Origin of the sequence: Stenotrophomonas sp. Y-13 (assembly GCF_046267925.1) — a bacterium.
GTDB lineage: Bacteria > Pseudomonadota > Gammaproteobacteria > Xanthomonadales > Xanthomonadaceae > Stenotrophomonas > Stenotrophomonas acidaminiphila_A.
Genome location: NZ_CP176501.1, coordinates 2,284,095 through 2,306,087, shown reverse-complemented (window position 1 = coordinate 2,306,087; position 21,993 = coordinate 2,284,095). Strand labels below are relative to the sequence as shown.

Here is a 21,993-nt window from a genome sequence, read left to right as displayed (position 1 = left end):
CGGGTTCCGCGGCAGACGAAAAGGGCGCGGAATTCCGCGCCCTTCGTGTTTGCGCCGGCGGCCCGGGCCTACTTGCCGCGCCCGAACAGCATGCCGATGCCCACGGCCACCAGGATGGCCGGCCACCAGGTGGCCAGCATCGAGCCGATGTTGCCGTTGATCCAGCCCAGGTTCTTGGCCAGGAAGAACAGGCCGACGACGATCAGGATCAGGGCGGCGATCAGGTTGGAGCGCATCGACTTGCGGGTCCTTGATTGAAGTGGTGGCTATCGTAGCCGCTGGCGCCAGATTTCGACACGCTCGGCCAGCACCCCCGGGTCGAAGCGCTGCGCCGGGCCGCTGCCCCAGACCGGTCCGGGCCAGGCGGCATCGCCCTCATGGCGGCCGACCAGGTGGATGTGCAGCTGCGGCACGATGTTGCCGAGCGCGCCGATGTTGAGCTTGGTGACGTTGGGCTTCTGCTTCAGGTGGCGGGAGACCTGGTTGATCTCGGCCAGCAGCAGCCGCTGCTGGTTGCCGTCCAGGTCGATCCACTCGCTGGCGCCGGCGACGCGCGGCACCAGCACGACCCAGGGGAAGCGGTCGTCGTTCATCAGCCGGATCTGGGACAGCGGGCCGTCGGCGATCAGCACGCTGTCGGCGGCAAGGCGGGTGTCAAGCTCGAAATCGGACGTCACAACGTCGGTCATCGCAGGTTCTCGCTGAGGAAGGCCAGGGTGCGTTCGCGCGCCAGCGCGGCGCTCGGAGCGTGGTAGTGCGCGCCGACCTCGCGGTTGAAGGCGTGGTCGGCCGGGTACACGTATACCTGCATCGACGGTTGCTTTTCACGGTGCGCTGCAACGGCGGCCGCCGGGATCGAGGGGTCCTGCGCGCCGAAATGGAAGATCGCCGGGGCCTTGAACGGCGCATCCAGGAACGGCACGTTGCGTGCGCCGTAATAGCTGGCCGAGGGCAGGCCCAGCCGCTGCGCGGCGAGCAGGGCGATGGTGCCGCCCCAGCAGTAGCCCACGGTCCCGACCTTGCCGTGCCCGGCCAGGGCGTGCGCGGCGGCATCCACGATATCGACGGCGCGGTCCACGCCAAGCGCGTCCACCAGCGCCCTGCCGCGGGCGGTGCCGGCGGCGTCGTAGTCCAGCTCCAGCCCCGGTTCGATCGGGTCGAAGAAGGAGGGGGCCAGCACCGCGTAGCCCTCGCCAGCGTACTGCTCGGCGACATGGCGGATATGGGCATTGGCGCCGAAGATCTCCTGGATCACCACCAGCCCCGCGCGCGCGGGGCCGTCGGGCAGGGCCTGCCAGGCGCGTACCGGGCCATGGGCGGTTGCGAGGGTGATCCAGTGGTTCATGGAGGGCTCCGTGGCGCGGGGGAATGATTCCCGCCGATGTTAAGGCCACTGCCGGGTAGCGCCGGCATCCGGCCGGTATAATCGCCGCCCTCACGGCCCCGCGGCCATTCCGGCCCCGGCCTTCCAGAACCGCCAGACCCCATGTCCCAGCTGAACCCCAAAGTCGGCTTCGTCAGCCTTGGCTGCCCGAAGGCCCTCGTCGATTCCGAGCGCATCCTCACCCAGTTGCGGGTGGAGGGCTACGACATCGTGCCGTCCTACGACGCGGCCGACGTGGTGGTGGTCAACACCTGCGGCTTCATCGATTCGGCCGTGGCCGAGTCGCTCGATGCCATCGGCGAGGCGATGAACGAGAACGGCAAGGTCATCGTCACCGGCTGCCTGGGCAAGAAGTCGGAGATGATCCGCGAGCAGTACCCGGACGTGCTGTCGGTGTCCGGGCCGCAGGACTACGCCAGCGTGATGGATGCGGTGCATGCCGCGCTGCCGCCCAGGCACGACCCGTTCGTGGACCTGGTGCCGGACTACGGCATCAAGCTGACCCCGCGCCACTATGCGTACCTGAAGATTTCCGAAGGCTGCAACCACCGCTGCAGCTTCTGCATCATCCCGTCGATGCGCGGCGACCTGGTCTCGCGCCCGGTGGAGGACGTGCTGCGCGAGGCCGAGCGGCTGGTGAAGGGCGGCGTGCGCGAACTGCTGGTGGTGTCGCAGGACACCTCGGCCTACGGCGTGGACCGCCGGTACGCGCCGGGCACCTGGCGCGGCAGGGAATACGCCACGCGCATGAAGGCGCTGTGCGAGGGCCTGTCCGAGCTGGACGCGTGGACCCGCCTGCACTACGTCTACCCGTATCCGCACGTGGACGATGTCGTGCCGCTGATGGCCGACGGCCGCATCCTGCCGTACCTGGACATCCCGTTCCAGCACGCCAGTCCGCGCATCCTCAAGCTGATGAAGCGCCCGGGCGCGGTCGACAAGACCCTGGAGCGGGTGCTGCGCTGGCGCCAGATCTGCCCGGACATCACCGTGCGTTCGACCTTCATCGTCGGTTTCCCGGGCGAGACGGAAGCCGAGTTCGAGCAGCTGCTCGAGTTCCTCGACGCCGCCCAGCTCGACCGCGTCGGTGCATTCGCCTATTCGCCGGTGGAAGGCGCCACCGCCAACGAGCTGCCCGACCCGGTGCCGGAAGGCGTCAAGCAGGAGCGCCTGGCGCGCTTCATGGAAAAGCAGGCCGCCATCTCCGCGGCCAGGCTGGAAGCGAAGGTCGGCAGCGTGCACCAATGCCTGGTGGACGCCATCGAGGACGGCATCGCGGTGGCGCGCTCCCGGGCGGACGCGCCGGAGATCGACGGCCTGGTGCATATCCAGAATGCCGACGCGGCGGGGCTGCGCGTGGGCGATTTCGTCGACGTGGAGATCACCGACAGCGACGAGCATGACCTGTTCGGCGACGCCCGGGTCAAACCCGCCACGACGCCGTTCGATCTCAAGGTGCTGTGACCGGCCAGCCGGGAGGCGGGGGCGGTGGCGCGGACGGCGCTTGCGCTGCACCCGGGCGGCGCCGTTTCATCGCGCCGTCGCGTGCGCAGGTCGATCCGGCGTGCTTCCGGCATCCGCTGTTCGATGGATATGCCGCCCATCGCGGATGGATGACCGCCGCAGGGTGGCCCGGGATCGACGCACTCAACGCTTTGTTGCCGGCGCACGGGCCGCGCTTCGTCGTGCAGGACGAGGCGCTGCTGGCCGATGGCCTGCACTACGAAACGCGCATCGCCACGCGGGGGCGCATCGCCACCCGCCCGGAGAACTGGCACGACCTGTTCAACGCACTGGTCTGGGCACGTTACCCGGCGATCAAGTCGGCGCTCAACGCGCGCCAGTGCCTGCATGTCGCCGCGATGGGGCCGCAGCGGCGCAACCGCGCGCAGCAGGCGCTGACCCAGTTCGACGAATGCGGGGTGATCGTGCGCATTGCCGATCCGGGGCTGCTGCGGTTGTGGGATGGCCATCAGTGGCCTGCGCTGTTCGCCGCGCAGGCCGCGCGCTGGCAGGACGGTGGCATCGGCGTGGCCGCGGTGATCGGGCACGCGCTGATGGAGCAGGCACTGGTGCCGGGGCGGCGCCTGGTCGGGCGCTGCGTGGTGGTGCACGGCGCGGACGATGCGGCCTGCGTGGCGCGCGTGGCCGGGGCGCTGGCAGCCGGCGAGATCCTCGACGATCCGTTGCAGCTGCGCCCGCTGCCGCTGGCCGGCGTGCCCGGCTGGCAGCCGCGGCAGGACGATGCCTTCTACGCCGAAGCCGGCTATTTCCGGCCGTTGCGCGAAGGGCGCACATACCCCGCGCCGCTGCGCTGACGCGGTCCGGGTTCGCCGGCCATGACCGGTGCGTCCCGCTTTGCGCGGGATGCCGTGCCGACTTGCCGGCCCGGCGGCCTGGCCGGCGCGAAGCCGCAGGCGGGGGGGGGGCGGCTCGCACCCGTCGCCGTGGGGCATCACCCGGCGGCGTAGTCGATGCCGATGATGGCGAACCCCTGCCGTCCGCCCGGCAGTTCCACCTCGAATTCGTCGTCGATGCGCTTTTTCAGCAGCGCGCGGGCCAGCGGCGAATCGATGCTGATCCAGCCGGCGGTCGCATCGGTTTCATCCGGGCCGACGATGCGGTAGACGTGGACCTGGCCGGACTGGACGTTCTCCAGTTCCACCGTGGCGCCGAAGAACACCGCATCGGGGTCGCTGGGGCGGGTGTCGACCACGCGCAGCGCTTGCAGGCGCTTGCTCAAATAGCGCACGCGGCGGTCGATCTCGCCCAGCTGCTTCTTGCGGTAGGTGTATTCGGCGTTCTCCGATCGGTCGCCTTCGGCCGCGGCGGCGGCCAGCGCCTTGACCACCTCGGGTCGCCGCTGCCGCCACAGTTCATCCAGCTCGGCCTTCAGCCGCGCATGGCCCTGGGCGGTGATCAGGGCAGTGCTCTTTTCTGCAGGGGGACGCCAGCGGCTCATTGCGACGGAACATCGGGAAGACGCGGCGCATGGTAGCCGCGCACGCGTGCGCCAGGCCAACCAATGGCTGACGTCACGGCACGTCGATGGAGCGCGGGCACGCCGGGCGGGCTGCCCGCGGCGGCCACGGCACCGGGTTGGGGCGCTTGCCGAGCGCGGCGTGACACGCGGTGGCGCAGGCATCCGGCGACGTCGGCCAGCGGACGCCATGGCGGTCGCGGGGACCGGTCAGCGCTTGCCGCCGAAAATCCCACCGAGGATGCCGCGCACGATCTGGTTGCCCAGTTTGGTGCCGACCGTGCGCGTGGTCTGTTTGGCCATGGTCTCGATCATGCCCTGGCGGCGCCTGGTACCGAAGATGGCGTCCTTGATGGCCTGGCCGAAGCCGCCTTCCTGGCTGTCGTCCTGCTCGCGGGTGCGCGCCGCCGGCGCCTTGGCCTGGTCGGCGGCCTGTTGCGCGCGACGCGCCAGGATCTCGGCCGCCGATTCGCGGTTGACCGCGCTGTCATAGCGGCTGCCGACCGGGCTGCCGGCGCGGACCTGGGCGCGCTCGGCGTCGGTGATCGCGCCCATGCGGCAGCGCGGCGGCGCCACCAGCGTCTTCTGCACCGGCGCGGGCACCCCCTTGTCCTGCAGGGTGGACACCAGTGCCTCGCCGGTGCCCAGCTGCGACAGCGTGGCGACCACGTCCAGCTTCGGGTTCGGGACGAAGGTCTCGGCCGCGGTCTTGACCGCCTTCTGGTCGCGCGGAGTGAAGGCGCGCAGCGCGTGCTGCACGCGATTGCCGAGCTGGCCAAGGATGTTGGCCGGCACGTCATCGGGGAACTGCGAGCAGAAATACACGCCCACGCCCTTGGAGCGGATCAGCCGCACCACCTGCTCGATGCGCTGCACCAGGGCGGGCGGGGCATCGTCGAACAGCAGGTGCGCCTCGTCGAAGATGAAGACCAGCTTCGGCTTCTCCAGGTCGCCCACTTCCGGCAGTTTCTCGAACAGTTCGGACAGCAGCCACAGCAGGAAGGTCGAATACAGGCGCGGCTTGAGGATCAGCTGCGCCGCGGCGAGGATGCCGATCACGCCGCGGCCGTCGTGGTTGACGCGCATGATGTCGGCCAGTTCCAGCGCCGGTTCGCCGAAGAACCCCTCGCCGCCGTCCTGCGACAGGCGCAGCAGCGCGCGCTGGATCGCCGCCACCGACTGTGCGCTGACCAGCCCGTACTCGGTGGACACGTCCTTGCGCTCCTCGGCCACCAGGTTGAGCAGGGCGCGCAGGTCGTCCAGGTCGAGCAGCAGCAGGCCGCGGTCGTCGGCCAGCTTGAACACGATGTCGAGCACCCCGGCCTGGGTGTCGTTGAGCTCCAGGATGCGCGCCAGCAGGGTCGGGCCCATCTCGCTGACCGTGGTCCGCACCGGGTGGCCGAGCTGGCCGTACAGGTCCCAGAACACCACCGGGCTGGCGGCCGGGGCGTAGCCGGGCACGCCGATGTCGGCGGCGCGCTGGGCCAGCTTCTCGCCGCCGTCGCCGGGCACGGCCAGGCCGGCCACGTCGCCCTTCACGTCGGCCAGGAACACCGGCACGCCCAGCCGCGAGAAGCCCTCGGCCAGGGTCATCAGCGTCACTGTCTTGCCGGTGCCGGTGGCGCCGGCCACCAGGCCATGGCGGTTGCCGAAGCGCGGAAGCAGGGTGACGGCGATGTCGTCGGTGATGCCCTTGCCGATCAGGATGGGGTCCATGCAGTGCTCCCGGGTGTTCGTGGGGGTGATTCTAGCTGCCGACTGTATCGCCTGGCCGTTCCGGTTGCCGGGCAGCGAGGCCGGCGGCTACCCTGCCAGCCTTTCCGCCCGTAAAGCCGCTGATGCCTGCTTCCGTTCCGTCCTTCCGTCGTTGCTCGCTGCTGGTCGCCGCCTCGCTGCTGATCGCCATTCCCACCGCGCACGCGCAGCGCGTGTCCGCCCGCGACAAGGCCCGGGTCGAGGCGATCGAACAGCGCATGGCCGCGGCTGAGAAGCGTTATGCGGATGCCCTGCTGCTGGTTGCCAACGCCGACCCCAAGGGCACCGCCGAGGGCAATGCCGCGCTGGAGGACATGGAGGACGTGATCAATGCCTGCATCGGCCAGAAGGGCTGCCAGGTGGGCAACCTGCTGTCCACCTACAAGCGGCTGCTGAAGAAGCAGGCCGACGACAGCGCCGGCGACAGCGCCGACGAGGCCGGCGATACGCTCGAGGCCGATCCCGACCACGTCGGTCCGCTGGTCGCCGACGTGCCCGAGGCCGCGCGCGCGGCGGCACTGCTCAACGACCACCGCCACGCCTTCGATGAGATGGTCGAATACAACCCGGCCATCCAGGCCGGCATCCGCCGCTGGCTGACCGACATGCGCCCGGCGCTGCTGACCAGCTACGAGAACTACATGAACCTGCGCGCGGTGATGTGGCCGGAGTGGGAAAAGCGCGGCCTGCCCGAGGCGCTGCTGTTCGGCATCATGGCCAAGGAGTCCAACGGCCGCGTGCACGCCTCCTCGCGCGCCGGCGCGGCGGGGCTGATGCAGTTCATGCCGGCCACCGGCCGCCGCTTCGGCCTCGGCCCGGACGGCAGCGGTTTCGATACCCGGTTCGACGCGCGCAGCGCCGCCGAGGCCAGCGCCTCCTATATGAACGAGCGCATGGGCCAGCTCAACCGCAACATCGAGCTGGCGCTGGCCGCCTACAACGGCGGCGAGGGCCGCGCGCAGCGGGTGTTCAACCAGGGCGGCGGGCAGGGCTTCTGGACCGATTCGATCTACAACCAGTTCCCGGGCGAGACCAAGGACTACGTGCCGATGGTGATCGCCGCGGCGTGGATCTTCCTGCACCCGCAGCAGTACGGCGTCGAGTTCCCCAAGGTCAACGCGCAGCCGGCGACGATCCGCCTGGCCAGGTCCACCACGATCTACGAGCTGACCATCTGCCTGGGCAGCGCCGGTACCCGCGACGGCTACATGCGCGTGCTGCGCAACCTCAACCCGCGCTACGAGGCCGATGGCTGGATTCCCGCCGGCACCACCATCAACGCCACCACCCGCATCGCCGGGCTGTACAACCGGCATTGCGTGAACGGGCCGCGCGCGGACCTGGCGCGGGCATTGATCACCGCCGACGTGAATGCCGCGATCAAGCGGCCGCAGGCCGCCAGCTACACCGGCAACGTGGCGGTGGGCGACGTGCAGGCGATGCAGGCGGCCGCGCCTGCCGCCACCGCGCCAGTCGCCCCGGCACGCCCGGCACGGCGGCCGGCCGCGCGCAGTTACAAGGTCGCCAAGGGCGACACCCTGGGCCGCATCGCCGCGCGCTTCCAGTGCGAGCTGCCGGCCCTGGCGCGCGCCAACGGGCTGCGCGCCCCGGCCTATGCGATCAAGCCCGGGCAGGCGCTGAAGCTGGAAGGCTGCGACCGCTGAACGCGGCGGGCGCACGGCGGCGGTTTCGCCGCCGCGGGTTTTTCGTTACAACGGGGCAACCCTTTACGCAGGCGACGACATGGCCACCACGCCCGACGATCTGGAACTGGAGCGCCTCGCCGCCCGCATCGGTGAGCGCCTGCGCGCCGCGCGCGACCGCGTGGTCACCGCCGAGAGCTGCACCGGTGGCTGGATCGCCAAGGCCATGACCGGCGTGGCCGGCTCCTCGGACTGGTTCGACAGCGGCATGGTGGCCTACAGCTACGAAGCCAAGCAGGCGCTGCTGGGCGTGCGTCCGCAGACGCTGGAAAGCCAGGGCGCGGTGAGCCGCGAGACGGTGATCGAGATGGTTTCGGGTGCGCTGGTGCATTCCGGCGCCAGCGTCGCCGTGGCCGTCACCGGCATCGCCGGGCCCGGCGGCGGCAGCGCCGACAAGCCGGTCGGCACGGTATGGATCGGCTGGAAGCGGCGTGGCGGTTACACCCATGCCGAGCGCTTCCACTTCGACGGCGACCGCGAGGCGGTGCGGCGGCAGACCGTGGCGCGCGCGCTGGAGGGGCTGGAGGCCCTGCTGTGATGGCTGGCCGGCGGCTCCCCTGTGGAGGGCGCGGCTGATGTGGGAGGCGCTGGGCACCGTGCGCGACCTGGGGCGGCTGCAGGAGATCGCCGCGGTCCTGATCCGTTATGGCTTCGGCGACGTGGTCCGCCGCGTCGGCCTGGCCGACGTCCTGCAGCGCGCCGGGCGCCTGCTGCACTGGAACGATTCCGGCCAGATGCTGCAGATGTCCGCGCCGGTGCGGGTGCGGCGGGCGATGGAGGAACTCGGCCCGACCTTCGTCAAGCTGGGGCAGGTGCTGGCCACGCGCGTGGACCTGTTTCCGCCGGAATGGATCGACCAGTTCAGCGAGCTGCAGAACGCGGTGCCGGCGCTGCCGTACGACCAGGTGCGCGGGCAGCTCGAGGCCGACCTTGGCGAGCCGCCGGAGCAGGCCTTCGCCCGCCTGGAGCAGCGGCCGATGGCCGCGGCGTCGCTGGCGCAGGCACACCGGGCCTGGCTGCACGACGGCACCCCGGTGGTGTTGAAGGTGCGCCGGCCCGGCATCCGCGACGTGGTCGAGGCCGACCTGCGCCTGCTGGCGCGGCTGGCGGAGATCATCGAGGCGCGCCTGCCAGACCTGCGCCGCTACCGGCCTTCGGAAGTGGTGCAGCAGTTCACCCGGTCGCTGCGGCGCGAGATGGACTTCGCCGCCGAATGCCGCAATGCCGAGCGCATCGCCGGCAACTTCGCCGGCCATCCGGAAGTGCTGATCCCGCGCGTGCACTGGCAATGGACCTGCGAAAGCCTGAACGTGCAGGACTTCGTCGACGGTATTCCCGGACGCGACCTGCAGGCCGTCGATGCCGCCGGCCTGGACCGCGTGGCGCTGGCGCATACCGGCGCGGCGATCATCCTCAAGATGGTGCTGGACGACGGCTGCTTCCACGCCGACCCGCACCCGGGCAACATCTTCTACCTGCGCGACGGGCGCATCGGCATCATCGATTTCGGCATGGTCGGGCGGCTGTCCGAGCAGCGCCGCTTCCAGGTCGCGAGGCTGCTGCACGGGCTGGTGACCCAGGATCCCGAGGCGGTGACCGACGTGCTGCTGGAGTGGGCCGGTGGCGTGGAAGTCGACGAATCGCGCCTGCAGCAGGACCTGGGCAGTTTCGTCGACCAGTACCGCGGGGTACCGCTCAAGGACCTGCGCATCGGCCTGATGCTGGGTGACGTGACCGCACTGCTGCGCCAGTACGGGCTGACCCTGCCGGCCGACCTGGCGCTGATGATCAAAACCTTCCTGACCCTGGAAGGCATGGGCCGGCAACTGGACCCGGATTTCGACATGGCCGGCGCCGCGCGCCCGTTCCTGGAGCGGATCATGCGCCGCCGTTACGCGCCGCGCGCGGTGCTGCGGCGTGGCCGTCGCAGCCTGCTCGGCGCGCTCGACCTGGCCGGCGACCTGCCGCGCGACATGCGCCGCCTGCTGCAGGCCGCACGCCGCGGGCGCATGCGCCTGATGGTGGACACGCCGGGACTGAAGGGCTTCGGCGACCAGGTCAACCGCGCTGCCAACCGCCTGACCGTGGGCATCGTCACCGCCGCGCTGATCATCGGCTCGTCCATCGTCATGAACAGCATCGGCAGCGGCAGCAACCGCTGGCTGCTGGCGCTGGGCGTGGCCGGTTTCCTCGGCGCCGGGCTGTGCGGGGTGTGGATCCTGTTCTCGATCTGGCGCAGCGGCAGGCGCTCCTAGCGGGCCGACGACCGCGTACGGCAAGGGCCGGGGGCCCGCCTGGTGGCCTGGCCGCCAGGCACTTGCGACGGCCTTCGTTAGTAGTAATACTACTAACCATGGACCTGACCCAGACCCAGCAGGCGATCCTGCAGATGATCGCCGAGCGCATCGACAGCGAGGGCATGCCGCCCTCGCAGACCGAGATCGCCCGCGCTTTCGGCTTCAAGGGGGTGCGCTCTGCGCAATATCACCTGGATGCACTGGAAGCGGCCGGCGCCATCGAACGGGTACCGGGCCGGGCACGGGGCATCCGCCTGGTGCGGCCCGCCGGTGACGACGAACCGGCGGTGACGGTCGCGGCGATGGCCGAGGACCCGGTGCTGCGCCTGCCGGTACTGGGGCGGGTCGCCGCCGGTCTGCCGATCGGCGCGGACATCGGCTCGGGGGCGGACGATTTCGTGGTGCTCGACAAGGTGTTCTTCTCGCCGGCGCCGGACTACCTGCTGAAGGTTCAGGGCGATTCGATGATCGACGAAGGCATCTTCGATGGCGACCTGATCGGCGTGCACCGTACCCGTGACGCGCGGTCCGGGCAGATCGTGGTGGCGCGCATCGACGACGAGATCACGGTCAAGCTGCTCAAGGTCGGCAAGGACCGCATCCGCCTGCTGCCGCGTAATCCGGACTATGCGCCCATCGAGGTGCTGCCGGACCAGGACTTCGCCATCGAAGGCCTGTATTGCGGGCTGTTGAGGCCGAACCGGTGACCGCATTTCTCCCATCGCAGGGGCGATGGTTTTCCTACGGGCGGCAGGTGCCGGCGCGGCTGCCGGTATCCTTCCCGTCCCGATAATCTGGCCGCCCGCACTCGTCTCAGCCTGTGCGATACGCCCCCGCTACAGTGGACCCATGACGAAATCCATGACATCAACGACGAGGAAGACCCCGATGGACGATAACAAGAAGCGCGCGCTCGCTGCCGCCCTGGGCCAGATCGAAAAGCAGTTCGGCAAGGGGTCGGTGATGCGCATGGGCGACCGCGTGGTCGAGCCCGTCGAGGCGATTCCCACCGGTTCGCTGATGCTGGACATCGCGCTGGGCATCGGCGGTCTGCCCAAGGGCCGCGTGGTCGAGATCTACGGCCCGGAGTCCTCGGGCAAGACCACCCTGACCCTGCAGGCCATCGCCGAATGCCAGAAGCAGGGCGGCACCGCCGCCTTCATCGACGCCGAGCATGCGCTGGACCCGATCTACGCCGCCAAGCTGGGCGTGAACGTGGACGACCTGCTGCTGTCGCAGCCGGATACCGGCGAACAGGCGCTGGAGATCGCCGACATGCTGGTGCGTTCGGGCTCGGTGGACATCCTGGTGATCGACTCGGTTGCCGCGCTGACCCCCAAGGCTGAAATCGAAGGCGAGATGGGCGACCAGCTGCCCGGCCTGCAGGCGCGACTGATGAGCCAGGCGCTGCGCAAGCTCACCGGCAACATCAAGCGCTCCAACACCCTGGTGATCTTCATCAACCAGCTGCGCATGAAGATCGGCGTGATGATGCCCGGCCAGAGCCCGGAAACCACCACCGGTGGCAACGCGCTGAAGTTCTACGCCTCGGTGCGCCTGGACATCCGCCGCATCGGCTCGATCAAGAAGGGCGACGAGATCATCGGCAACCAGACCAAGATCAAGGTGGTCAAGAACAAGCTGGCGCCGCCGTTCAAGCAGGTGGTCACCGAGATCCTGTACGGCGAAGGCATCAGCCGCGAGGGCGAGCTGATCGACATGGGCGTGGATGCCAAGCTCGTGGAGAAGGCCGGCGCATGGTACAGCTACGGCGACGAGCGCATCGGCCAGGGCAAGGACAACGCCCGTGGTTACCTGCGCGACAACCCGCAGGTGGCAGCCAGGCTGGAGGCCGAGCTGCGCGAGAAATTCCAGCCCGCCGACGCCGCGCGCGATGCCGGCGACGACGCGGACGAGGAATGATTTTCCCGCGGGGACGGGCGGCGCATCGTCAGTGACGTCGTCCCGTCCCCGCGGTTTCATGGAGGTAAAGGGATGCTCCGCAGCAGGGTTGCCAGCAGGTAGGTACGGGGCATGCCCCGTACGCGCGCGATGGCAGGTAACGCAATGAACGACAGCGAAGATCAGTCGGGCCGCCGCAGCCGGCGGCCACGTGAACAGACGCCGCTGCAGCGCGCACTTGGGCTGCTGGTGCGGCGGGAACATTCGCGCAAGGAGTTGGGGCGCAAGCTCAAGGCCCGCGGGGTGGACGCCGACGCGGTGGACGCCGCGGTGGCGCGGCTGGCCGAGGAAGGCTGGCAGGACGACACCCGGTTCGCGGAGGCCCTTGTGCGCAACCGCACCGGCAGCGGCTACGGCCCCCTGCACATCCGTGCCGAGCTGGGCACCCACGGCCTGGACAGCGAGGCGATCGAGGCCGCACTGGCTACCTTCGAGGGTGATTGGACAGCGCTGGCCAGGGACCTGGTCTGCCGCCGTTTTGGTCCGGACGGGCCGCTGGACCTGGCCCAGCGGCGCAAGGCCGCGGACATGCTGGCCCGGCGCGGCTTCGACGGCGGCTGCATCCGCGCCGCTACCCGCTACGATCCTGAGGACTGACGCGACCGGGCCTGATACCCTTTCAGGGTTTCGGCTGTCCCGGGTCCACGCACCGCGTGGGGTGCCGGCTGCCGCCAGCCCGCCTATCGCCAGTCCTCATGAATACACCCGTCAAGTTCACTACCTCTCAGATCCGCGCCGACTTCCTCGACTTCTTCAAGGGGAAGGGCCACACCATCGTGCCGTCGGCGCCGCTGGTGCCGGGCAACGACCCGACCCTGCTGTTCACCAACTCCGGCATGGTGCAGTTCAAGGATGTGTTCCTGGGCGCCGAAAAGCGCAGCTATGTCCGTGCGGCCGATGTGCAGCGCTGCCTGCGCGCCGGCGGCAAGCACAACGACCTCGACTCGGTCGGTTACACCGCCCGCCACCACACCTTCTTCGAGATGCTGGGCAACTGGTCCTTCGGTGACTACTTCAAGAAGGACGCGATTGCGTGGGCGTGGGAACTGCTGACCCAGGTCTGGAAGCTGCCGGCCGAGCGCCTGCTGGTCACCGTCTACCACAACGACGACGAGGCCTACGCGCTGTGGCGCGACATGATCGGCGTGCCGGAAGACCGCATCGTGCGCATCGGTGACAACAAGGGCGCGCCGTATGCCTCCGATAATTTCTGGCAGATGGCCGATACCGGCCCGTGCGGCCCGTGCACCGAGATTTTCTTCGACCATGGCGAGCACATCGCCGGTGGCCCGCCGGGCTCGCCGGACGAGGACGGCGACCGTTTCATCGAGATCTGGAACCTGGTGTTCATGCAGTTCGACCGCCAGCCGGACGGCACCCTGGTGCCGCTGCCGGCGCCGTGCGTCGACACCGGCATGGGCCTGGAGCGCCTGGCGGCGATCCTGCAGCACGTGCACACCAACTACGAGATCGACCTGTTCCAGGCGCTGATCCGCAAGGCCGCCGAGCTGACCGGCACCGCCGATCTGGAGAACAAGTCGCTGCGCGTGATCGCCGACCACATCCGTGCCTGTTCGTTCCTGATCGTCGATGGCGTGCTGCCGTCCAACGAAGGCCGCGGCTATGTGCTGCGCCGGATCATCCGCCGCGCCCTGCGCCATGGCTGGATGCTGGGCGTGCGCCAGCCGTTCTTCCACAAGCTGGTGCCGACCCTGGTCGAGCAGATGGGCGAGGCCTACCCCGAGCTGCCGGCCGCCGCCACCACGGTGCACAAGGCGCTGCTGGCCGAGGAAGAGCGTTTCGCCGAGACGCTGGACGCGGGCATGAAGATCTTCGACGACGTCGCCGCCCGGGTCGGCGATGGTGTCATTCCCGGTGCCGACGCCTTCCGCCTGTACGACACCTACGGTTTCCCGGTCGACCTGACCGCCGACATCGCCCGCGAACGCGGCATGACGGTGGACATGGCCGGCTTTGACAGCGCCATGGAGCACCAGCGCGAGATGGCGCGCGCCGCCGGCAAGTTCGGCGGTGGCGTGACCCTGCCCGCCGAACTGGTCGCGACGCTGTCGCCCACCGTGTTCCTGGGTTACGACCAGCAGCAGGCCGAGGGCCTCAAGGTCGTCGCCCTGCTCAAGGGGGGGCGCCCGGTGGAGGAGGTGCAGGCCGGCGACGAGGTGATCGTGTTCACCGACAGGACGCCTTTCTATGCCGAATCCGGCGGCCAGGTTGGCGATACCGGCATGCTGTCCGGCAGCGGCGTAGCGCTCGCGGTTTCCGATACGCAGAAATTCGCCGGCCAGTTCCACGGCCACGTCGGTACCGTGGAGCAGGGCACGATCAAGCTCGGCGACGTGCTCGCCGGCGCGATCGATGCCGCCCGTCGCAGTGCCACCATCCTCAACCACTCCGCCACCCACCTGCTGCATGCCGCGCTGCGCGAAGTGCTGGGCAGCCATGTGCAGCAGAAGGGCTCGCTGGTGGCGCCGGATCGCCTGCGCTTCGACTTCTCCCACTTCCAGCCGATCAGCAGCGACGAGCTGGCGCTCATCGAGCGCAAGGTCAACGAGCAGGTCCGTGCCAACAACGCGGCCGAAGTGCACCACATGGGCATGCAGGAAGCGCTGGATTTCGGGGCGATGGCGCTGTTCGGCGAGAAGTACGGCGAGAACGTGCGCGTGTTGAAGATGGGCGACTACTCGACCGAATTGTGCGGCGGCACCCACGTGTCGCGTACGGGCGACATCGGCCTGTTCAAGATCACCGCCGAGGGCGGCGTCTCGTCCGGCGTGCGCCGCATCGAGGCGGTGACCGGGCAGGGGGCGCTGGACCACGTGGACGCCGAGGAGGCGCGCCTGGCCGAGGCCGCGAGCCTGCTGGGCGGGGCGGCGGCCGATGTGGTGGACAAGATCCGCCAGCTCGGCGAACGGCAGAAGAAGCTCGAGCGCGAGCTGGAGGCCCTCAAGGCCAAGCTGGCCTCCGGCGCGACCGCCGACCTCGGTGCCTCGGCGGTCGAGATCGGCGGCGTGAAGGTGCTGGCCGCGCGCCTGGAGGGCTTCGATGCCAAGGCCCTGCGCGAGGCGATGGACCGGCTCAAGCAGCAGCTGGGCGACGCGGTGATCCTGCTGGCGGGCGCCCAGGACGGCAAGGCCTCGCTGGTCGCGGGCGTGAATGGCTCGGCAATGGGCAGGGTCAAGGCCGGGGAACTGTTGTCCCATGTCGCCGGTCAGATCGGGGGCAAGGGCGGTGGTCGTCCCGATCTGGCACAGGGTGGCGGTGAAGACGGTCCCAGGCTGGTTGCCGCGCTCGACGGCGTGCTGGAATGGATCAAGCCACACTTGGCATGAACGTAGGCAGCCGCGCGCCTTGAAGGCGCCTGCTGCCTGCCATTAACATTGGGAGTCTTTTCCCTTTGTCGTGGGGCGCAGGTTCTTGGCGCGCCAATGCCGGTGGGAAACCCCCACCGGTTCCATGGAGACTCGCACAATGTTGATCCTGACTCGCCGTGTAGGCGAAACCCTGATGATTGGTGACTCGGTCAGCGTGACCGTGCTCGGCGTCAAGGGCAACCAGGTACGTATCGGTATCACCGCGCCCAAGGACGTGGCGGTGCACCGTGAGGAAATTTTCCAGCGTATCCAGCGCGGCGATGAGCCGGCTGCACAGGGAAGTGAAGAAACTTCCGAATAAGGGTTTACCTTTCACCCCGTTAAACGGTATTCTTCGCGCCCTGCCACGGAACACGCGGCAGGGCGAAAGAAAACGGAGTGATGCCCGAGAGGCCGAAGGGGCTCCCCTGCTAAGGGAGTATAGGGTCAAAAGCTCTATCGAGGGTTCGAATCCCTCTCACTCCGCCAAGACCTGATCTAAGCCGCTGATTTCAGCGGCTTTTTTCATGCCGCGAGGTCTTGCCCCATGCTTTGCCCCATGTTCGGGGACCAGGCTTTGCCGGCTGCAACGGCGAGGATGAATTCCTCGATCTCCGGCGAGAACCAGAGCGATTTCGTGCCGATCTTGCGCGGCTTCGGGAACAGATCCTTGGCCATCATCCGGTAGATCGTAGCCGTGCTGAGGCCAACCCGGAGCTTGACCTCCTTCAGTGGCCACAGGGCGATTTCGTCAGCCATGTCGGCTACCTCCATTGCGTTGCAGGTTGGGGCGCTTGAACGGCGCCATGACCTTGTGGGCCTCGGCCTTGTCGCCGGCGGCCAGGTGGAACATGGCGAGCGCGCGGGCCTCCCACAGGCGGCAGGTGCGCGGTGGCGCGCGCTCCAGGTCGACGCCAGACATACCGGCCAGCTGCCGGGCATGGTGCTGGACCTCGGCGAAGTCACGCATGGCTCGCCTCCTGCGGGCTGTCCGCGTCCAGGTAGCGCAGCTGCCACTTCGGATGGAAGGGGATCGTGAAGCGGTCGCCGTCGAGCTGGATGTTCAGACGCCCGTTACTCGCCGAGCGGATCGTTCCTTTCGCCGTCGTTCCGTTCCCGAGGTATGCCACGCGCGCGCCGCGCTTTGCGGGCACGCCGTAGGTCTTGCGAATCCATGCCATGTCACCAGACATCCTTCACCCCCTGCGGGCGGGCGGCTATGTGGCTCTTGGATGCCTGCGCACTATCATGAGACAAGCCCAATCGGACCTCGACTGATGAAGTACCTCGGCACGAACAAGGATGGCCATGACGAGTATGAGGTACCTCCGAATCCACTCCTTGCAATTCATCAGCAGCTCCGGAACAAGGAAAAGGCGCTGGCCGACAAAGAAGATCGGAGACACGCGGAGGCCATGAAGCTGGCACGCTCGTCCGCACGAGCCGCTTGGTCGGCTTTCGTGGTTTCCCTTCTGGCCCTGCTGGTGTCCCTGGCGGCCTTCTGCTTAGCGCAGTAGCCGCTCTTGCCAAGTTGCTCACGGCTGCACCTCCGCATCGCCGGCCTGCGCCGCATCAAGCACACGGCGCGCCAGCTCCCGGTAGTAGGCCCGATCTGGCATCTCGTGCTCGACGCCGGCAACCGTCCACGGCTCGTCCGTAGCTTCCTGGTAGAGCAAGGCGGCGATGCGCTCGATCACATCACTGCCGCCCTTGGGGCTGCCCAACCCTTCGGCGCTTCCGAACTGTTCGTTCAGCGCGCCCTTGGGGCCGGCGTCGATCTGCGCGCGAAGCTCGTTTGCGAACAGCAGGTGATCGTTGCCGGTAAACTGGCTAACACCATGCTCGGCAGCCTGTCTTTCCCACTTTTCGGCCAGCCGCAGCATCTGTGATCGCAGGTCGATCCCCGGCGCTGCGGGGGTGCGCATCGCTGCAGCGTGCAGCTCGCCAATGATCCGGCCAGCGTCCTCGTGATCCTTCGCGCCGAGCATGTGCAGCAGATGCGCGTGCAGGTGGTCGGCCGGCGCTGCGGTGACGGGGGCGGCGAACACCGGCCTGACCTGCATGCGGTGATCCTCGCCGTCTGCCTTCCAGCGTGCGATACGCGCCTCGATCTCTTTGCGAGAGCCGCCGTCGGTCCACTCGGACCACGTGTTGTCAGTGTCCAGCCAGCGCCATTGCCAGCCCACCGCCTCCTGCGCTGCGGCGGGCTGAGTAGTCAAGTTTTGCTTGACTACTGGCGATGCCGAATCGTGCTGCTCGTTGTGTGCGTTCATGCGGCTTGCTCCATGGCGGCCAGGTCGATCTCGTCCACGCGGTCGCGCAACTGGCGCTTGGCGTGGCGCAGGACCTTGGCGACGTAGGTGGGATCGGCGCTGGTGAAGAAGGTCCGGGCTTCCATGTGCAGCGCGCCTCGGTGGTCGCGCCGGAACAGGCGGTAGGTCACCGCGGATCCGTCGTCAGTCGGGAAGCGGCCCCAGCTGAGGCCTTCGTTGCGCTTCGGGGCGCGGCGGGTGAAGTGGCGGTTCACGGCTTCACCTCCGCCGGCAGCAGCTTCTGCTGGTGCATATGCTCGATGACCGTCTGCCCATTCGGCAGCAGAATGTGGGATAGGAACGCGGCTTCGAACGTCAGCATCCCGATTTCGATGGCCGTGACCTGGCCCTTCACCCAGTCGCGGAGGATTGAGTAGACGGCGATGCCGCCGATCTTCAGCGCCTTGGCTTCGTGGTCCGCCCTGGTTCCGCGTGTCCTGCTGGTGAACGGGTGTGCCTTCAGCCATGCCACGGCGTAGCCCTTCGCACTGGCGCGAAGTTGCACCTGCCGGCCGTGATGCTCGAACTGAACGAACAACTCGCCGGTCTCGTAGTCCTCGCCGGTGGCGAACCGCTGGCAGCCGAACGCGCGCAGCATCTTCTGGATTTCGCCGATGGCCTTGTCGCCGCTGGTGGCGTTCTCGTAGGGCAAGTTCACGCTGCCTTCCTCCACTTCGTGGCTAGGGAATCCCACGTCAGCGGGTGCGGGCGCTTCTTGATCCGCTGGTAGGCGGCGTCGGGGGAGATGCCCAGCCGGCGCGCAATCTGGGCTGTCGTGCAGAGCTGGCCTTCCACGACGTGCGCGTACAGCGCGGCCCGGGCGGCACCGCCGCGGCGCGATCCGGCGCGGCTCTCTTCGGGTTGGAAGGTGACGGTGCCCATCAGGCTGCCTCCGGCATGTCGGCAGGCAGGTAGTCGCGCGCGAATGCCAGGTAGTCCAGCGCCAGCTGCATGCAGTCGTCATGCATGCACGGGTAGCGGGTGATCTCCAGCAGCTGCGGGGCGGATACCTGGAACACCAGCGGTTCCAGTTCGCGCAGTTCGAACACGTTCCAGCGGAACACGTCGGCGTCGAACAGGTCGAGATAGAACCGCCATTGGTAGCCGGCCAGATACCGCTCCGCGTCGAATCGGCTGGTGGTCTTGTGGTCGTCCACGCGCCGACCGTCCAGGCAGTCCACCTTGCCGGTGACCGTCAGGCCGCCGTATTGGCCATACGCGCGCACTTCGCGGATGCTCGGAAGCACCAGCTCCGCATCGGGCAGATGGAACGTGTAGCCCATCGCCTCCAGCACCTCGTAGGTGCCAGGCTGCGCATTCTCCAGCGCTTCGTGGAACGCGGTGCCGGCCAGCATCGCCGGGGTGGGGTTGTCCACGGTGATGAACTCGATCAGGTTCTCCACCGGCTGATCCTCGGCCTCCCGCCAGCGGCGGAAGGCTTCGATGTTGGAGACGCGGGCCAGCATGATCAGGCCGCCTTCTGTGCGATGTACTCGCCAGCCTTCTTGTCGAAGGTAAGGCCCAGCGCGGTTGCTCGGTCGTGCAGCAGGATCTGCGCGGCGCGGGAGCTGGACTTGGCCGCATCCAACAGGCCATTGATGCCGTCGGCATCCTCCACGTCGGCCAGATTGGTGCGCCACTTCTCCAGCGCCGCCTGCGCCTCCCGCTGTTCCTCGGTCATCGCGTTGAGCTTGTCCTTGATCTTCTGGATGACGCCGGCCAGGAACTCCGGCGCGCGCTCGGGATGCGGTACTTCCAGCGGGTCCAACTGCCCAGGGTTCTTGCCGAACTGGGAATCGGTGGGGCTGAAGTTCAGCATCCGCTTGCCGTCACGGATCGACAGCCGGCCCATCGCGTCGGCGGCCTTGTAGATTTCGCCCTTGCTGCCGCCCTGCACGTCCAGACGCTCGATGATCTCGTCGCCGTTGCGCTGCTCGTCCATGTGGGCGATCAGCACCACGTCCTTGCCCAGGCTGTTCAGATGCTTCAGCCATGCAACGAACTCGGCCTTCAGCGTGCCGTAGCCCTGCAGCGTCAGCGCACCGCCGCGGCCGGCTTTCGGATTCCGGCGGATGATGTCGGCGGTCAGCACGTCGAGCGCGCGGCCGGCGGTGTCCACCACCACGGTGTTGAAGTCGGCCAAGTCGTCGGCGGTGATGTTGGCCACGTCCTCCCAGCGGTCCACCTGCACGGTGTCCTTGCGGTTGGCCGCCCGGTGCGCGCCGCGATCAAAGTCCAGCAGCAGCGGCTTATCGGCGGTGAAGGAGATCGACGTCTTGCCCAAGCCGGGCGCCGCGTAGATGCACAGGTTCAGGCGGCTGACGGTGATGGGGTCGGTGGAGCGGATGATGCGCAGAGCCATGGTTAGAACTCCTCAGGCTGGGAAAGGTCTTGCGGGAACACCGGGCCGGGCAGTTCCGGCTCGCGGTCGTCGGTCATGTCGAGGAACTCGCCGTTGTCGTCGTACAGGTCGGGCATGGGAGCCTCGGTAATAGGTGCCGGCATTGCCCGGCCGGCGCGGGTGCGGAACTGGAGGGGAGGCCAGTTGCCGCGGTGCGCCCTGCGCTGGGGAGTGCGCAGGGCAGGGGGAATGGGTGGAGAGGGCCGGTGCTGATCTCCGGCTTGCTACCGCGTACTGTGGCCCCGATCCACGGATGCGTCCGGCTAGGAATTGCTCGCATCTCTACGCCTTGGGGTTGCCTGTTACCCGGTTTTTGATGGAAGGCCGAAACCTTCTTTCCCATGGGCGGTGTCCCGCTTTGGGCGCTTCCAGTTGCCTAGGTACTCGCGCATCAGCCTGCGCATTCCTCTCCGTGGTTGATCAGGCCGCCAGGTCGGTCTGCTGGGCAGCAGCCTTCGGCGGGGTCAGGGTCAGCAGCACGTCCTCGCGGATCAGCGCTTCGGACAGCTCGGCCAGCTCGTCGGGCGTGACGTTGGCCGACGCGGTGAACGACAGGCCGACGCTGCCGCCTTCCTTGGGCTCGATCACGAAGCGCTTCAGCTTCACGTCGACCAGGACGATGGGCTCCACGCCTTCCAGCAGGCCGTCGATCTGCAGCTCGTAGCCCAGAAACTCGTGGGCGAGCTTCAGCGGCTCCAGGCTGGGGAACTTCACCGCCGACAGCGGCGTGTCGCCGATCGGCAGGTCCTGCTGCTCGCCCTTGCCGGGCTTGCGGAACAGGGCTTCCTTCAGCCCCTTCTCGATGCTGTCCAGCAGGGTGTTGCCGGCGCTGGTGGTGAACTTGATGTCGGCTGCCAGCTCGCGTTCCTCGCCATGGCGCTCGATGCGCTGGTTGACGTTGGCGATGGCCGAATCGTGCTTTTCCAGTTGGAACATGGGTGTTGCCTCCATAGGGCCGGCCACGCCGGCGGGGATCAGCGGGTGTCGCGCTTGCGCTGCTCGGGGAAGCTGCGCGGGCGGATGAAGTCGGTGCGGCGACGGGTGAGCCGGCGATGCTCGTGGCGGAAGGCGCGGACGATCAGCACCAGCAGCCAGAGGCACAGGAGGGCCAGCGGCAGCACGAAGGAGTCGGCGCGCACGATCACCGCGCGGCGGGCCATGTCGGCGAAGAACACCAGCGCCGCGGTGTAGAGGGCGAGCCGGATCACGGCTGCACCTGCACTGCGCACCACAGCGCGGTCAGGTACATGGCGGTCATTGCCGAGTAGCCGAGGACGGACCAGGCGAGGCGCTTCATGCGGCCTCCCGTTCGAGGTCGCGGACCTGTCGGCGCAGGTCATCGATCTCGTTGTCCTTCTGCGCGATCTGGCGCTTCAGGTCCTCATTCTCGGACTCGGCGGCAATCAGGTCAGAACATGCGCTGGTCAGGGCCTCGCGCATCTTGTACGACGAGACCTCCTTCACCTTCTCGATGAACTTGTCGAACTCTCCATCGAGGAAGTCACCAACCACGCGGCTGACCTCGGGGCAGGTTTCCTTGCAGTAGTCGAAGCTGCGCTTGTCGGCGTACCTGCTCATGCCATCGCTCCCAGCAGCAGGGCGAAGCCAACGCCGGCAAGGAACGCCAGCACAGCGATGACGACCATGTCGCGCGCGGTCTGCTTCGCCGCGGTTTTGAGGGCTTGTTCGAAGCTCATGCCGGCTCTCCCGTGGCTTTGGCGATGGCGGCTCCCTGACCTGCACGCCCTGGAAGAGGACATCCGCTTCCACCTGCCGGCGTGGGCTCTGGACGATGAGCCTGCCCAGTTGGACGACGGAGCCGAGCGACCCG

At 68.3% G+C, this 21,993-nt stretch carries 29 protein-coding genes and 1 tRNA gene; 12 read left to right on the top strand and 18 right to left on the bottom strand.

Annotated features, from left to right (window positions below):
* Positions 1 to 68: 68 nt before the first annotated feature.
* Genes ACJ7VY_RS10520 through ACJ7VY_RS10510 form a run of 3 tightly spaced genes read right to left on the bottom strand, consistent with a single transcriptional unit; the run spans position 69 to position 1,345 of the window.
* Positions 69 to 236, bottom strand: a complete 168-nt coding sequence (locus tag ACJ7VY_RS10520; protein WP_162838910.1) for a LiaI-LiaF-like domain-containing protein — start codon at positions 234 to 236, stop codon at positions 69 to 71.
* A gap of 30 nt (positions 237 to 266) precedes the next feature.
* Complete coding sequence (locus ACJ7VY_RS10515) at positions 267 to 689, bottom strand: HIT domain-containing protein (protein WP_104939115.1); 423 nt, start codon at positions 687 to 689, stop codon at positions 267 to 269.
* Positions 686 to 1,345 carry a dienelactone hydrolase family protein gene (locus ACJ7VY_RS10510; protein WP_409475583.1) on the bottom strand — a complete coding sequence of 220 codons (660 nt, stop codon included), beginning with the start codon at positions 1,343 to 1,345 and terminating at the stop codon, positions 686 to 688. Before ACJ7VY_RS10510 ends, ACJ7VY_RS10515 begins: the two co-directional genes overlap by 4 nt.
* 141 nt (positions 1,346 to 1,486) lie before the next feature.
* Between ACJ7VY_RS10510 and rimO the strand changes: the two genes are divergently transcribed.
* Positions 1,487 to 2,848 carry a 30S ribosomal protein S12 methylthiotransferase RimO gene (gene rimO, locus ACJ7VY_RS10505; RefSeq protein ID WP_409475582.1) on the top strand — a complete coding sequence of 454 codons (1,362 nt, stop codon included), beginning with the start codon at positions 1,487 to 1,489 and terminating at the stop codon, positions 2,846 to 2,848.
* Positions 2,849 to 2,997: 149 nt separating this feature from the next.
* Positions 2,998 to 3,702: a DUF3025 domain-containing protein gene (locus ACJ7VY_RS10500; RefSeq protein WP_409475581.1), complete on the top strand. Its 705-nt coding sequence runs from the start codon at positions 2,998 to 3,000 to the stop codon at positions 3,700 to 3,702.
* A gap of 137 nt (positions 3,703 to 3,839) precedes the next feature.
* Here ACJ7VY_RS10500 and greB read toward each other — a convergent pair whose 3' ends face one another.
* Entirely contained in the window at positions 3,840 to 4,346 is a 507-nt protein-coding gene (greB, locus tag ACJ7VY_RS10495; RefSeq protein ID WP_104939111.1) for a transcription elongation factor GreB, read from the bottom strand.
* A gap of 228 nt (positions 4,347 to 4,574) precedes the next feature.
* Positions 4,575 to 6,080, bottom strand: coding sequence for a helicase HerA-like domain-containing protein (locus ACJ7VY_RS10490; protein WP_409475580.1), 1,506 nt, complete (start codon positions 6,078 to 6,080; stop codon positions 4,575 to 4,577).
* Between the two features lie 122 nt (positions 6,081 to 6,202).
* Here ACJ7VY_RS10490 and ACJ7VY_RS10485 point away from each other — a divergent pair, with 122 nt between their 5' ends.
* The 9 genes from ACJ7VY_RS10485 (at position 6,203) to ACJ7VY_RS10445 (ending at position 15,938) form a co-directional block, all read left to right on the top strand.
* Positions 6,203 to 7,783: a transglycosylase SLT domain-containing protein gene (locus ACJ7VY_RS10485; protein WP_240211855.1), complete on the top strand. Its 1,581-nt coding sequence runs from the start codon at positions 6,203 to 6,205 to the stop codon at positions 7,781 to 7,783.
* A 79-nt stretch (positions 7,784 to 7,862) separates the two neighbouring features.
* Positions 7,863 to 8,360 (top strand): CinA family protein, encoded by a 498-nt coding sequence (locus tag ACJ7VY_RS10480; protein WP_161613623.1) that lies wholly within the window; start codon positions 7,863 to 7,865, stop codon positions 8,358 to 8,360.
* A gap of 37 nt (positions 8,361 to 8,397) precedes the next feature.
* A complete protein-coding gene (ubiB, locus tag ACJ7VY_RS10475; RefSeq protein ID WP_312346437.1) occupies positions 8,398 to 10,077 on the top strand; it encodes a 2-polyprenylphenol 6-hydroxylase in 1,680 nt (559 codons plus the stop codon).
* Between the two features lie 98 nt (positions 10,078 to 10,175).
* Positions 10,176 to 10,826 (top strand): transcriptional repressor LexA, encoded by a 651-nt coding sequence (gene lexA, locus ACJ7VY_RS10470; RefSeq protein WP_161613625.1) that lies wholly within the window; start codon positions 10,176 to 10,178, stop codon positions 10,824 to 10,826.
* A gap of 181 nt (positions 10,827 to 11,007) precedes the next feature.
* Positions 11,008 to 12,042 (top strand): recombinase RecA, encoded by a 1,035-nt coding sequence (recA, locus tag ACJ7VY_RS10465; RefSeq protein WP_104939106.1) that lies wholly within the window; start codon positions 11,008 to 11,010, stop codon positions 12,040 to 12,042.
* 144 nt (positions 12,043 to 12,186) lie between these two features.
* Positions 12,187 to 12,678 carry a recombination regulator RecX gene (gene recX, locus ACJ7VY_RS10460; RefSeq protein WP_409475579.1) on the top strand — a complete coding sequence of 164 codons (492 nt, stop codon included), beginning with the start codon at positions 12,187 to 12,189 and terminating at the stop codon, positions 12,676 to 12,678.
* A gap of 98 nt (positions 12,679 to 12,776) precedes the next feature.
* A complete protein-coding gene (gene alaS, locus ACJ7VY_RS10455; RefSeq protein ID WP_409475578.1) occupies positions 12,777 to 15,428 on the top strand; it encodes an alanine--tRNA ligase in 2,652 nt (883 codons plus the stop codon).
* Positions 15,429 to 15,567: 139 nt separating this feature from the next.
* On the top strand, positions 15,568 to 15,771 hold the full coding sequence (gene csrA, locus ACJ7VY_RS10450) for a carbon storage regulator CsrA (RefSeq protein WP_054668711.1): 204 nt from the start codon (positions 15,568 to 15,570) through the stop codon (positions 15,769 to 15,771).
* Positions 15,772 to 15,845: 74 nt separating this feature from the next.
* A tRNA-Ser gene (locus tag ACJ7VY_RS10445) sits at positions 15,846 to 15,938 on the top strand.
* A 36-nt stretch (positions 15,939 to 15,974) separates the two neighbouring features.
* On the opposite strand, the gene ACJ7VY_RS10440 is transcribed toward ACJ7VY_RS10445, so the two are convergent.
* Genes ACJ7VY_RS10440 through ACJ7VY_RS10430 form a run of 3 tightly spaced genes read right to left on the bottom strand, consistent with a single transcriptional unit; the run spans position 15,975 to position 16,630 of the window.
* The gene (locus tag ACJ7VY_RS10440; RefSeq protein WP_409475577.1) at positions 15,975 to 16,208 is read right to left on the bottom strand and encodes a helix-turn-helix transcriptional regulator; all 234 of its coding nucleotides are present in this window, start codon (positions 16,206 to 16,208) and stop codon (positions 15,975 to 15,977) included.
* Complete coding sequence (locus tag ACJ7VY_RS10435) at positions 16,201 to 16,419, bottom strand: hypothetical protein (RefSeq protein WP_409475576.1); 219 nt, start codon at positions 16,417 to 16,419, stop codon at positions 16,201 to 16,203. The genes ACJ7VY_RS10440 and ACJ7VY_RS10435 overlap by 8 nt, the downstream gene beginning before the upstream one ends.
* Positions 16,412 to 16,630: a hypothetical protein gene (locus ACJ7VY_RS10430; protein ID WP_409475575.1), complete on the bottom strand. Its 219-nt coding sequence runs from the start codon at positions 16,628 to 16,630 to the stop codon at positions 16,412 to 16,414. The genes ACJ7VY_RS10435 and ACJ7VY_RS10430 overlap by 8 nt, the downstream gene beginning before the upstream one ends.
* A gap of 96 nt (positions 16,631 to 16,726) precedes the next feature.
* On the opposite strand from ACJ7VY_RS10430, the gene ACJ7VY_RS10425 reads away from it, so the two are divergent.
* On the top strand, positions 16,727 to 16,966 hold the full coding sequence (locus ACJ7VY_RS10425; protein WP_409475574.1) for a hypothetical protein: 240 nt from the start codon (positions 16,727 to 16,729) through the stop codon (positions 16,964 to 16,966).
* Between the two features lie 18 nt (positions 16,967 to 16,984).
* On the opposite strand, the gene ACJ7VY_RS10420 is transcribed toward ACJ7VY_RS10425, so the two are convergent.
* The 10 genes from ACJ7VY_RS10420 to ACJ7VY_RS10375 all read right to left on the bottom strand — a co-directional run bounded on the left by ACJ7VY_RS10420 (position 16,985) and on the right by ACJ7VY_RS10375 (position 21,859).
* A complete protein-coding gene (locus tag ACJ7VY_RS10420) occupies positions 16,985 to 17,722 on the bottom strand; it encodes a hypothetical protein (protein ID WP_409475573.1) in 738 nt (245 codons plus the stop codon).
* The gene (locus ACJ7VY_RS10415; RefSeq protein WP_409475572.1) at positions 17,719 to 17,976 is read right to left on the bottom strand and encodes a hypothetical protein; all 258 of its coding nucleotides are present in this window, start codon (positions 17,974 to 17,976) and stop codon (positions 17,719 to 17,721) included. Before ACJ7VY_RS10415 ends, ACJ7VY_RS10420 begins: the two co-directional genes overlap by 4 nt.
* Positions 17,973 to 18,419, bottom strand: coding sequence for a hypothetical protein (locus ACJ7VY_RS10410; RefSeq protein WP_409475571.1), 447 nt, complete (start codon positions 18,417 to 18,419; stop codon positions 17,973 to 17,975). Before ACJ7VY_RS10410 ends, ACJ7VY_RS10415 begins: the two co-directional genes overlap by 4 nt.
* The gene (locus tag ACJ7VY_RS10405; RefSeq protein WP_056931375.1) at positions 18,416 to 18,643 is read right to left on the bottom strand and encodes a helix-turn-helix transcriptional regulator; all 228 of its coding nucleotides are present in this window, start codon (positions 18,641 to 18,643) and stop codon (positions 18,416 to 18,418) included. The genes ACJ7VY_RS10410 and ACJ7VY_RS10405 overlap by 4 nt, the downstream gene beginning before the upstream one ends.
* Positions 18,643 to 19,227: a hypothetical protein gene (locus tag ACJ7VY_RS10400; RefSeq protein WP_409475570.1), complete on the bottom strand. Its 585-nt coding sequence runs from the start codon at positions 19,225 to 19,227 to the stop codon at positions 18,643 to 18,645. The genes ACJ7VY_RS10405 and ACJ7VY_RS10400 overlap by 1 nt, the downstream gene beginning before the upstream one ends.
* 2 nt (positions 19,228 to 19,229) lie before the next feature.
* Positions 19,230 to 20,123: an ATP-binding protein gene (locus ACJ7VY_RS10395; protein ID WP_409475569.1), complete on the bottom strand. Its 894-nt coding sequence runs from the start codon at positions 20,121 to 20,123 to the stop codon at positions 19,230 to 19,232.
* A 459-nt stretch (positions 20,124 to 20,582) separates the two neighbouring features.
* Entirely contained in the window at positions 20,583 to 21,098 is a 516-nt protein-coding gene (locus ACJ7VY_RS10390; RefSeq protein WP_409475568.1) for a hypothetical protein, read from the bottom strand.
* Between the two features lie 38 nt (positions 21,099 to 21,136).
* The gene (locus ACJ7VY_RS10385; protein ID WP_409475567.1) at positions 21,137 to 21,370 is read right to left on the bottom strand and encodes a hypothetical protein; all 234 of its coding nucleotides are present in this window, start codon (positions 21,368 to 21,370) and stop codon (positions 21,137 to 21,139) included.
* Positions 21,371 to 21,455: 85 nt separating this feature from the next.
* On the bottom strand, positions 21,456 to 21,740 hold the full coding sequence (locus ACJ7VY_RS10380; RefSeq protein ID WP_409475566.1) for a hypothetical protein: 285 nt from the start codon (positions 21,738 to 21,740) through the stop codon (positions 21,456 to 21,458).
* On the bottom strand, positions 21,737 to 21,859 hold the full coding sequence (locus tag ACJ7VY_RS10375) for a hypothetical protein (protein ID WP_409475565.1): 123 nt from the start codon (positions 21,857 to 21,859) through the stop codon (positions 21,737 to 21,739). Before ACJ7VY_RS10375 ends, ACJ7VY_RS10380 begins: the two co-directional genes overlap by 4 nt.
* Positions 21,860 to 21,993 lie beyond the last annotated feature (134 nt).

Bases quoted from the DNA above. Each gene is read 5' to 3' on its own strand.
- ACJ7VY_RS10520 (WP_162838910.1), bottom strand. From the start codon at position 236: ATGCGCTCCAACCTGATCGCCGCCCTGATCCTGATCGTCGTCGGCCTG.
- ACJ7VY_RS10515 (WP_104939115.1), bottom strand. From the start codon at position 689: ATGACCGACGTTGTGACGTCCGATTTCGAGCTTGACACCCGCCTTGCC.
- ACJ7VY_RS10510 (WP_409475583.1), bottom strand. From the start codon at position 1,345: ATGAACCACTGGATCACCCTCGCAACCGCCCATGGCCCGGTACGCGCC.
- rimO (WP_409475582.1), top strand. From the start codon at position 1,487: ATGTCCCAGCTGAACCCCAAAGTCGGCTTCGTCAGCCTTGGCTGCCCG.
- ACJ7VY_RS10500 (WP_409475581.1), top strand. From the start codon at position 2,998: ATGACCGCCGCAGGGTGGCCCGGGATCGACGCACTCAACGCTTTGTTG.
- greB (WP_104939111.1), bottom strand. From the start codon at position 4,346: ATGAGCCGCTGGCGTCCCCCTGCAGAAAAGAGCACTGCCCTGATCACC.
- ACJ7VY_RS10490 (WP_409475580.1), bottom strand. From the start codon at position 6,080: ATGGACCCCATCCTGATCGGCAAGGGCATCACCGACGACATCGCCGTC.
- ACJ7VY_RS10485 (WP_240211855.1), top strand. From the start codon at position 6,203: ATGCCTGCTTCCGTTCCGTCCTTCCGTCGTTGCTCGCTGCTGGTCGCC.
- ACJ7VY_RS10480 (WP_161613623.1), top strand. From the start codon at position 7,863: ATGGCCACCACGCCCGACGATCTGGAACTGGAGCGCCTCGCCGCCCGC.
- ubiB (WP_312346437.1), top strand. From the start codon at position 8,398: ATGTGGGAGGCGCTGGGCACCGTGCGCGACCTGGGGCGGCTGCAGGAG.
- lexA (WP_161613625.1), top strand. From the start codon at position 10,176: ATGGACCTGACCCAGACCCAGCAGGCGATCCTGCAGATGATCGCCGAG.
- recA (WP_104939106.1), top strand. From the start codon at position 11,008: ATGGACGATAACAAGAAGCGCGCGCTCGCTGCCGCCCTGGGCCAGATC.
- recX (WP_409475579.1), top strand. From the start codon at position 12,187: ATGAACGACAGCGAAGATCAGTCGGGCCGCCGCAGCCGGCGGCCACGT.
- alaS (WP_409475578.1), top strand. From the start codon at position 12,777: ATGAATACACCCGTCAAGTTCACTACCTCTCAGATCCGCGCCGACTTC.
- csrA (WP_054668711.1), top strand. From the start codon at position 15,568: ATGTTGATCCTGACTCGCCGTGTAGGCGAAACCCTGATGATTGGTGAC.
- ACJ7VY_RS10440 (WP_409475577.1), bottom strand. From the start codon at position 16,208: ATGGCTGACGAAATCGCCCTGTGGCCACTGAAGGAGGTCAAGCTCCGG.
- ACJ7VY_RS10435 (WP_409475576.1), bottom strand. From the start codon at position 16,419: ATGCGTGACTTCGCCGAGGTCCAGCACCATGCCCGGCAGCTGGCCGGT.
- ACJ7VY_RS10430 (WP_409475575.1), bottom strand. From the start codon at position 16,630: ATGGCATGGATTCGCAAGACCTACGGCGTGCCCGCAAAGCGCGGCGCG.
- ACJ7VY_RS10425 (WP_409475574.1), top strand. From the start codon at position 16,727: ATGAAGTACCTCGGCACGAACAAGGATGGCCATGACGAGTATGAGGTA.
- ACJ7VY_RS10420 (WP_409475573.1), bottom strand. From the start codon at position 17,722: ATGAACGCACACAACGAGCAGCACGATTCGGCATCGCCAGTAGTCAAG.
- ACJ7VY_RS10405 (WP_056931375.1), bottom strand. From the start codon at position 18,643: ATGGGCACCGTCACCTTCCAACCCGAAGAGAGCCGCGCCGGATCGCGC.
- ACJ7VY_RS10400 (WP_409475570.1), bottom strand. From the start codon at position 19,227: ATGCTGGCCCGCGTCTCCAACATCGAAGCCTTCCGCCGCTGGCGGGAG.
- ACJ7VY_RS10395 (WP_409475569.1), bottom strand. From the start codon at position 20,123: ATGGCTCTGCGCATCATCCGCTCCACCGACCCCATCACCGTCAGCCGC.
- ACJ7VY_RS10390 (WP_409475568.1), bottom strand. From the start codon at position 21,098: ATGTTCCAACTGGAAAAGCACGATTCGGCCATCGCCAACGTCAACCAG.
- ACJ7VY_RS10380 (WP_409475566.1), bottom strand. From the start codon at position 21,740: ATGAGCAGGTACGCCGACAAGCGCAGCTTCGACTACTGCAAGGAAACC.
- ACJ7VY_RS10375 (WP_409475565.1), bottom strand. From the start codon at position 21,859: ATGAGCTTCGAACAAGCCCTCAAAACCGCGGCGAAGCAGACCGCGCGC.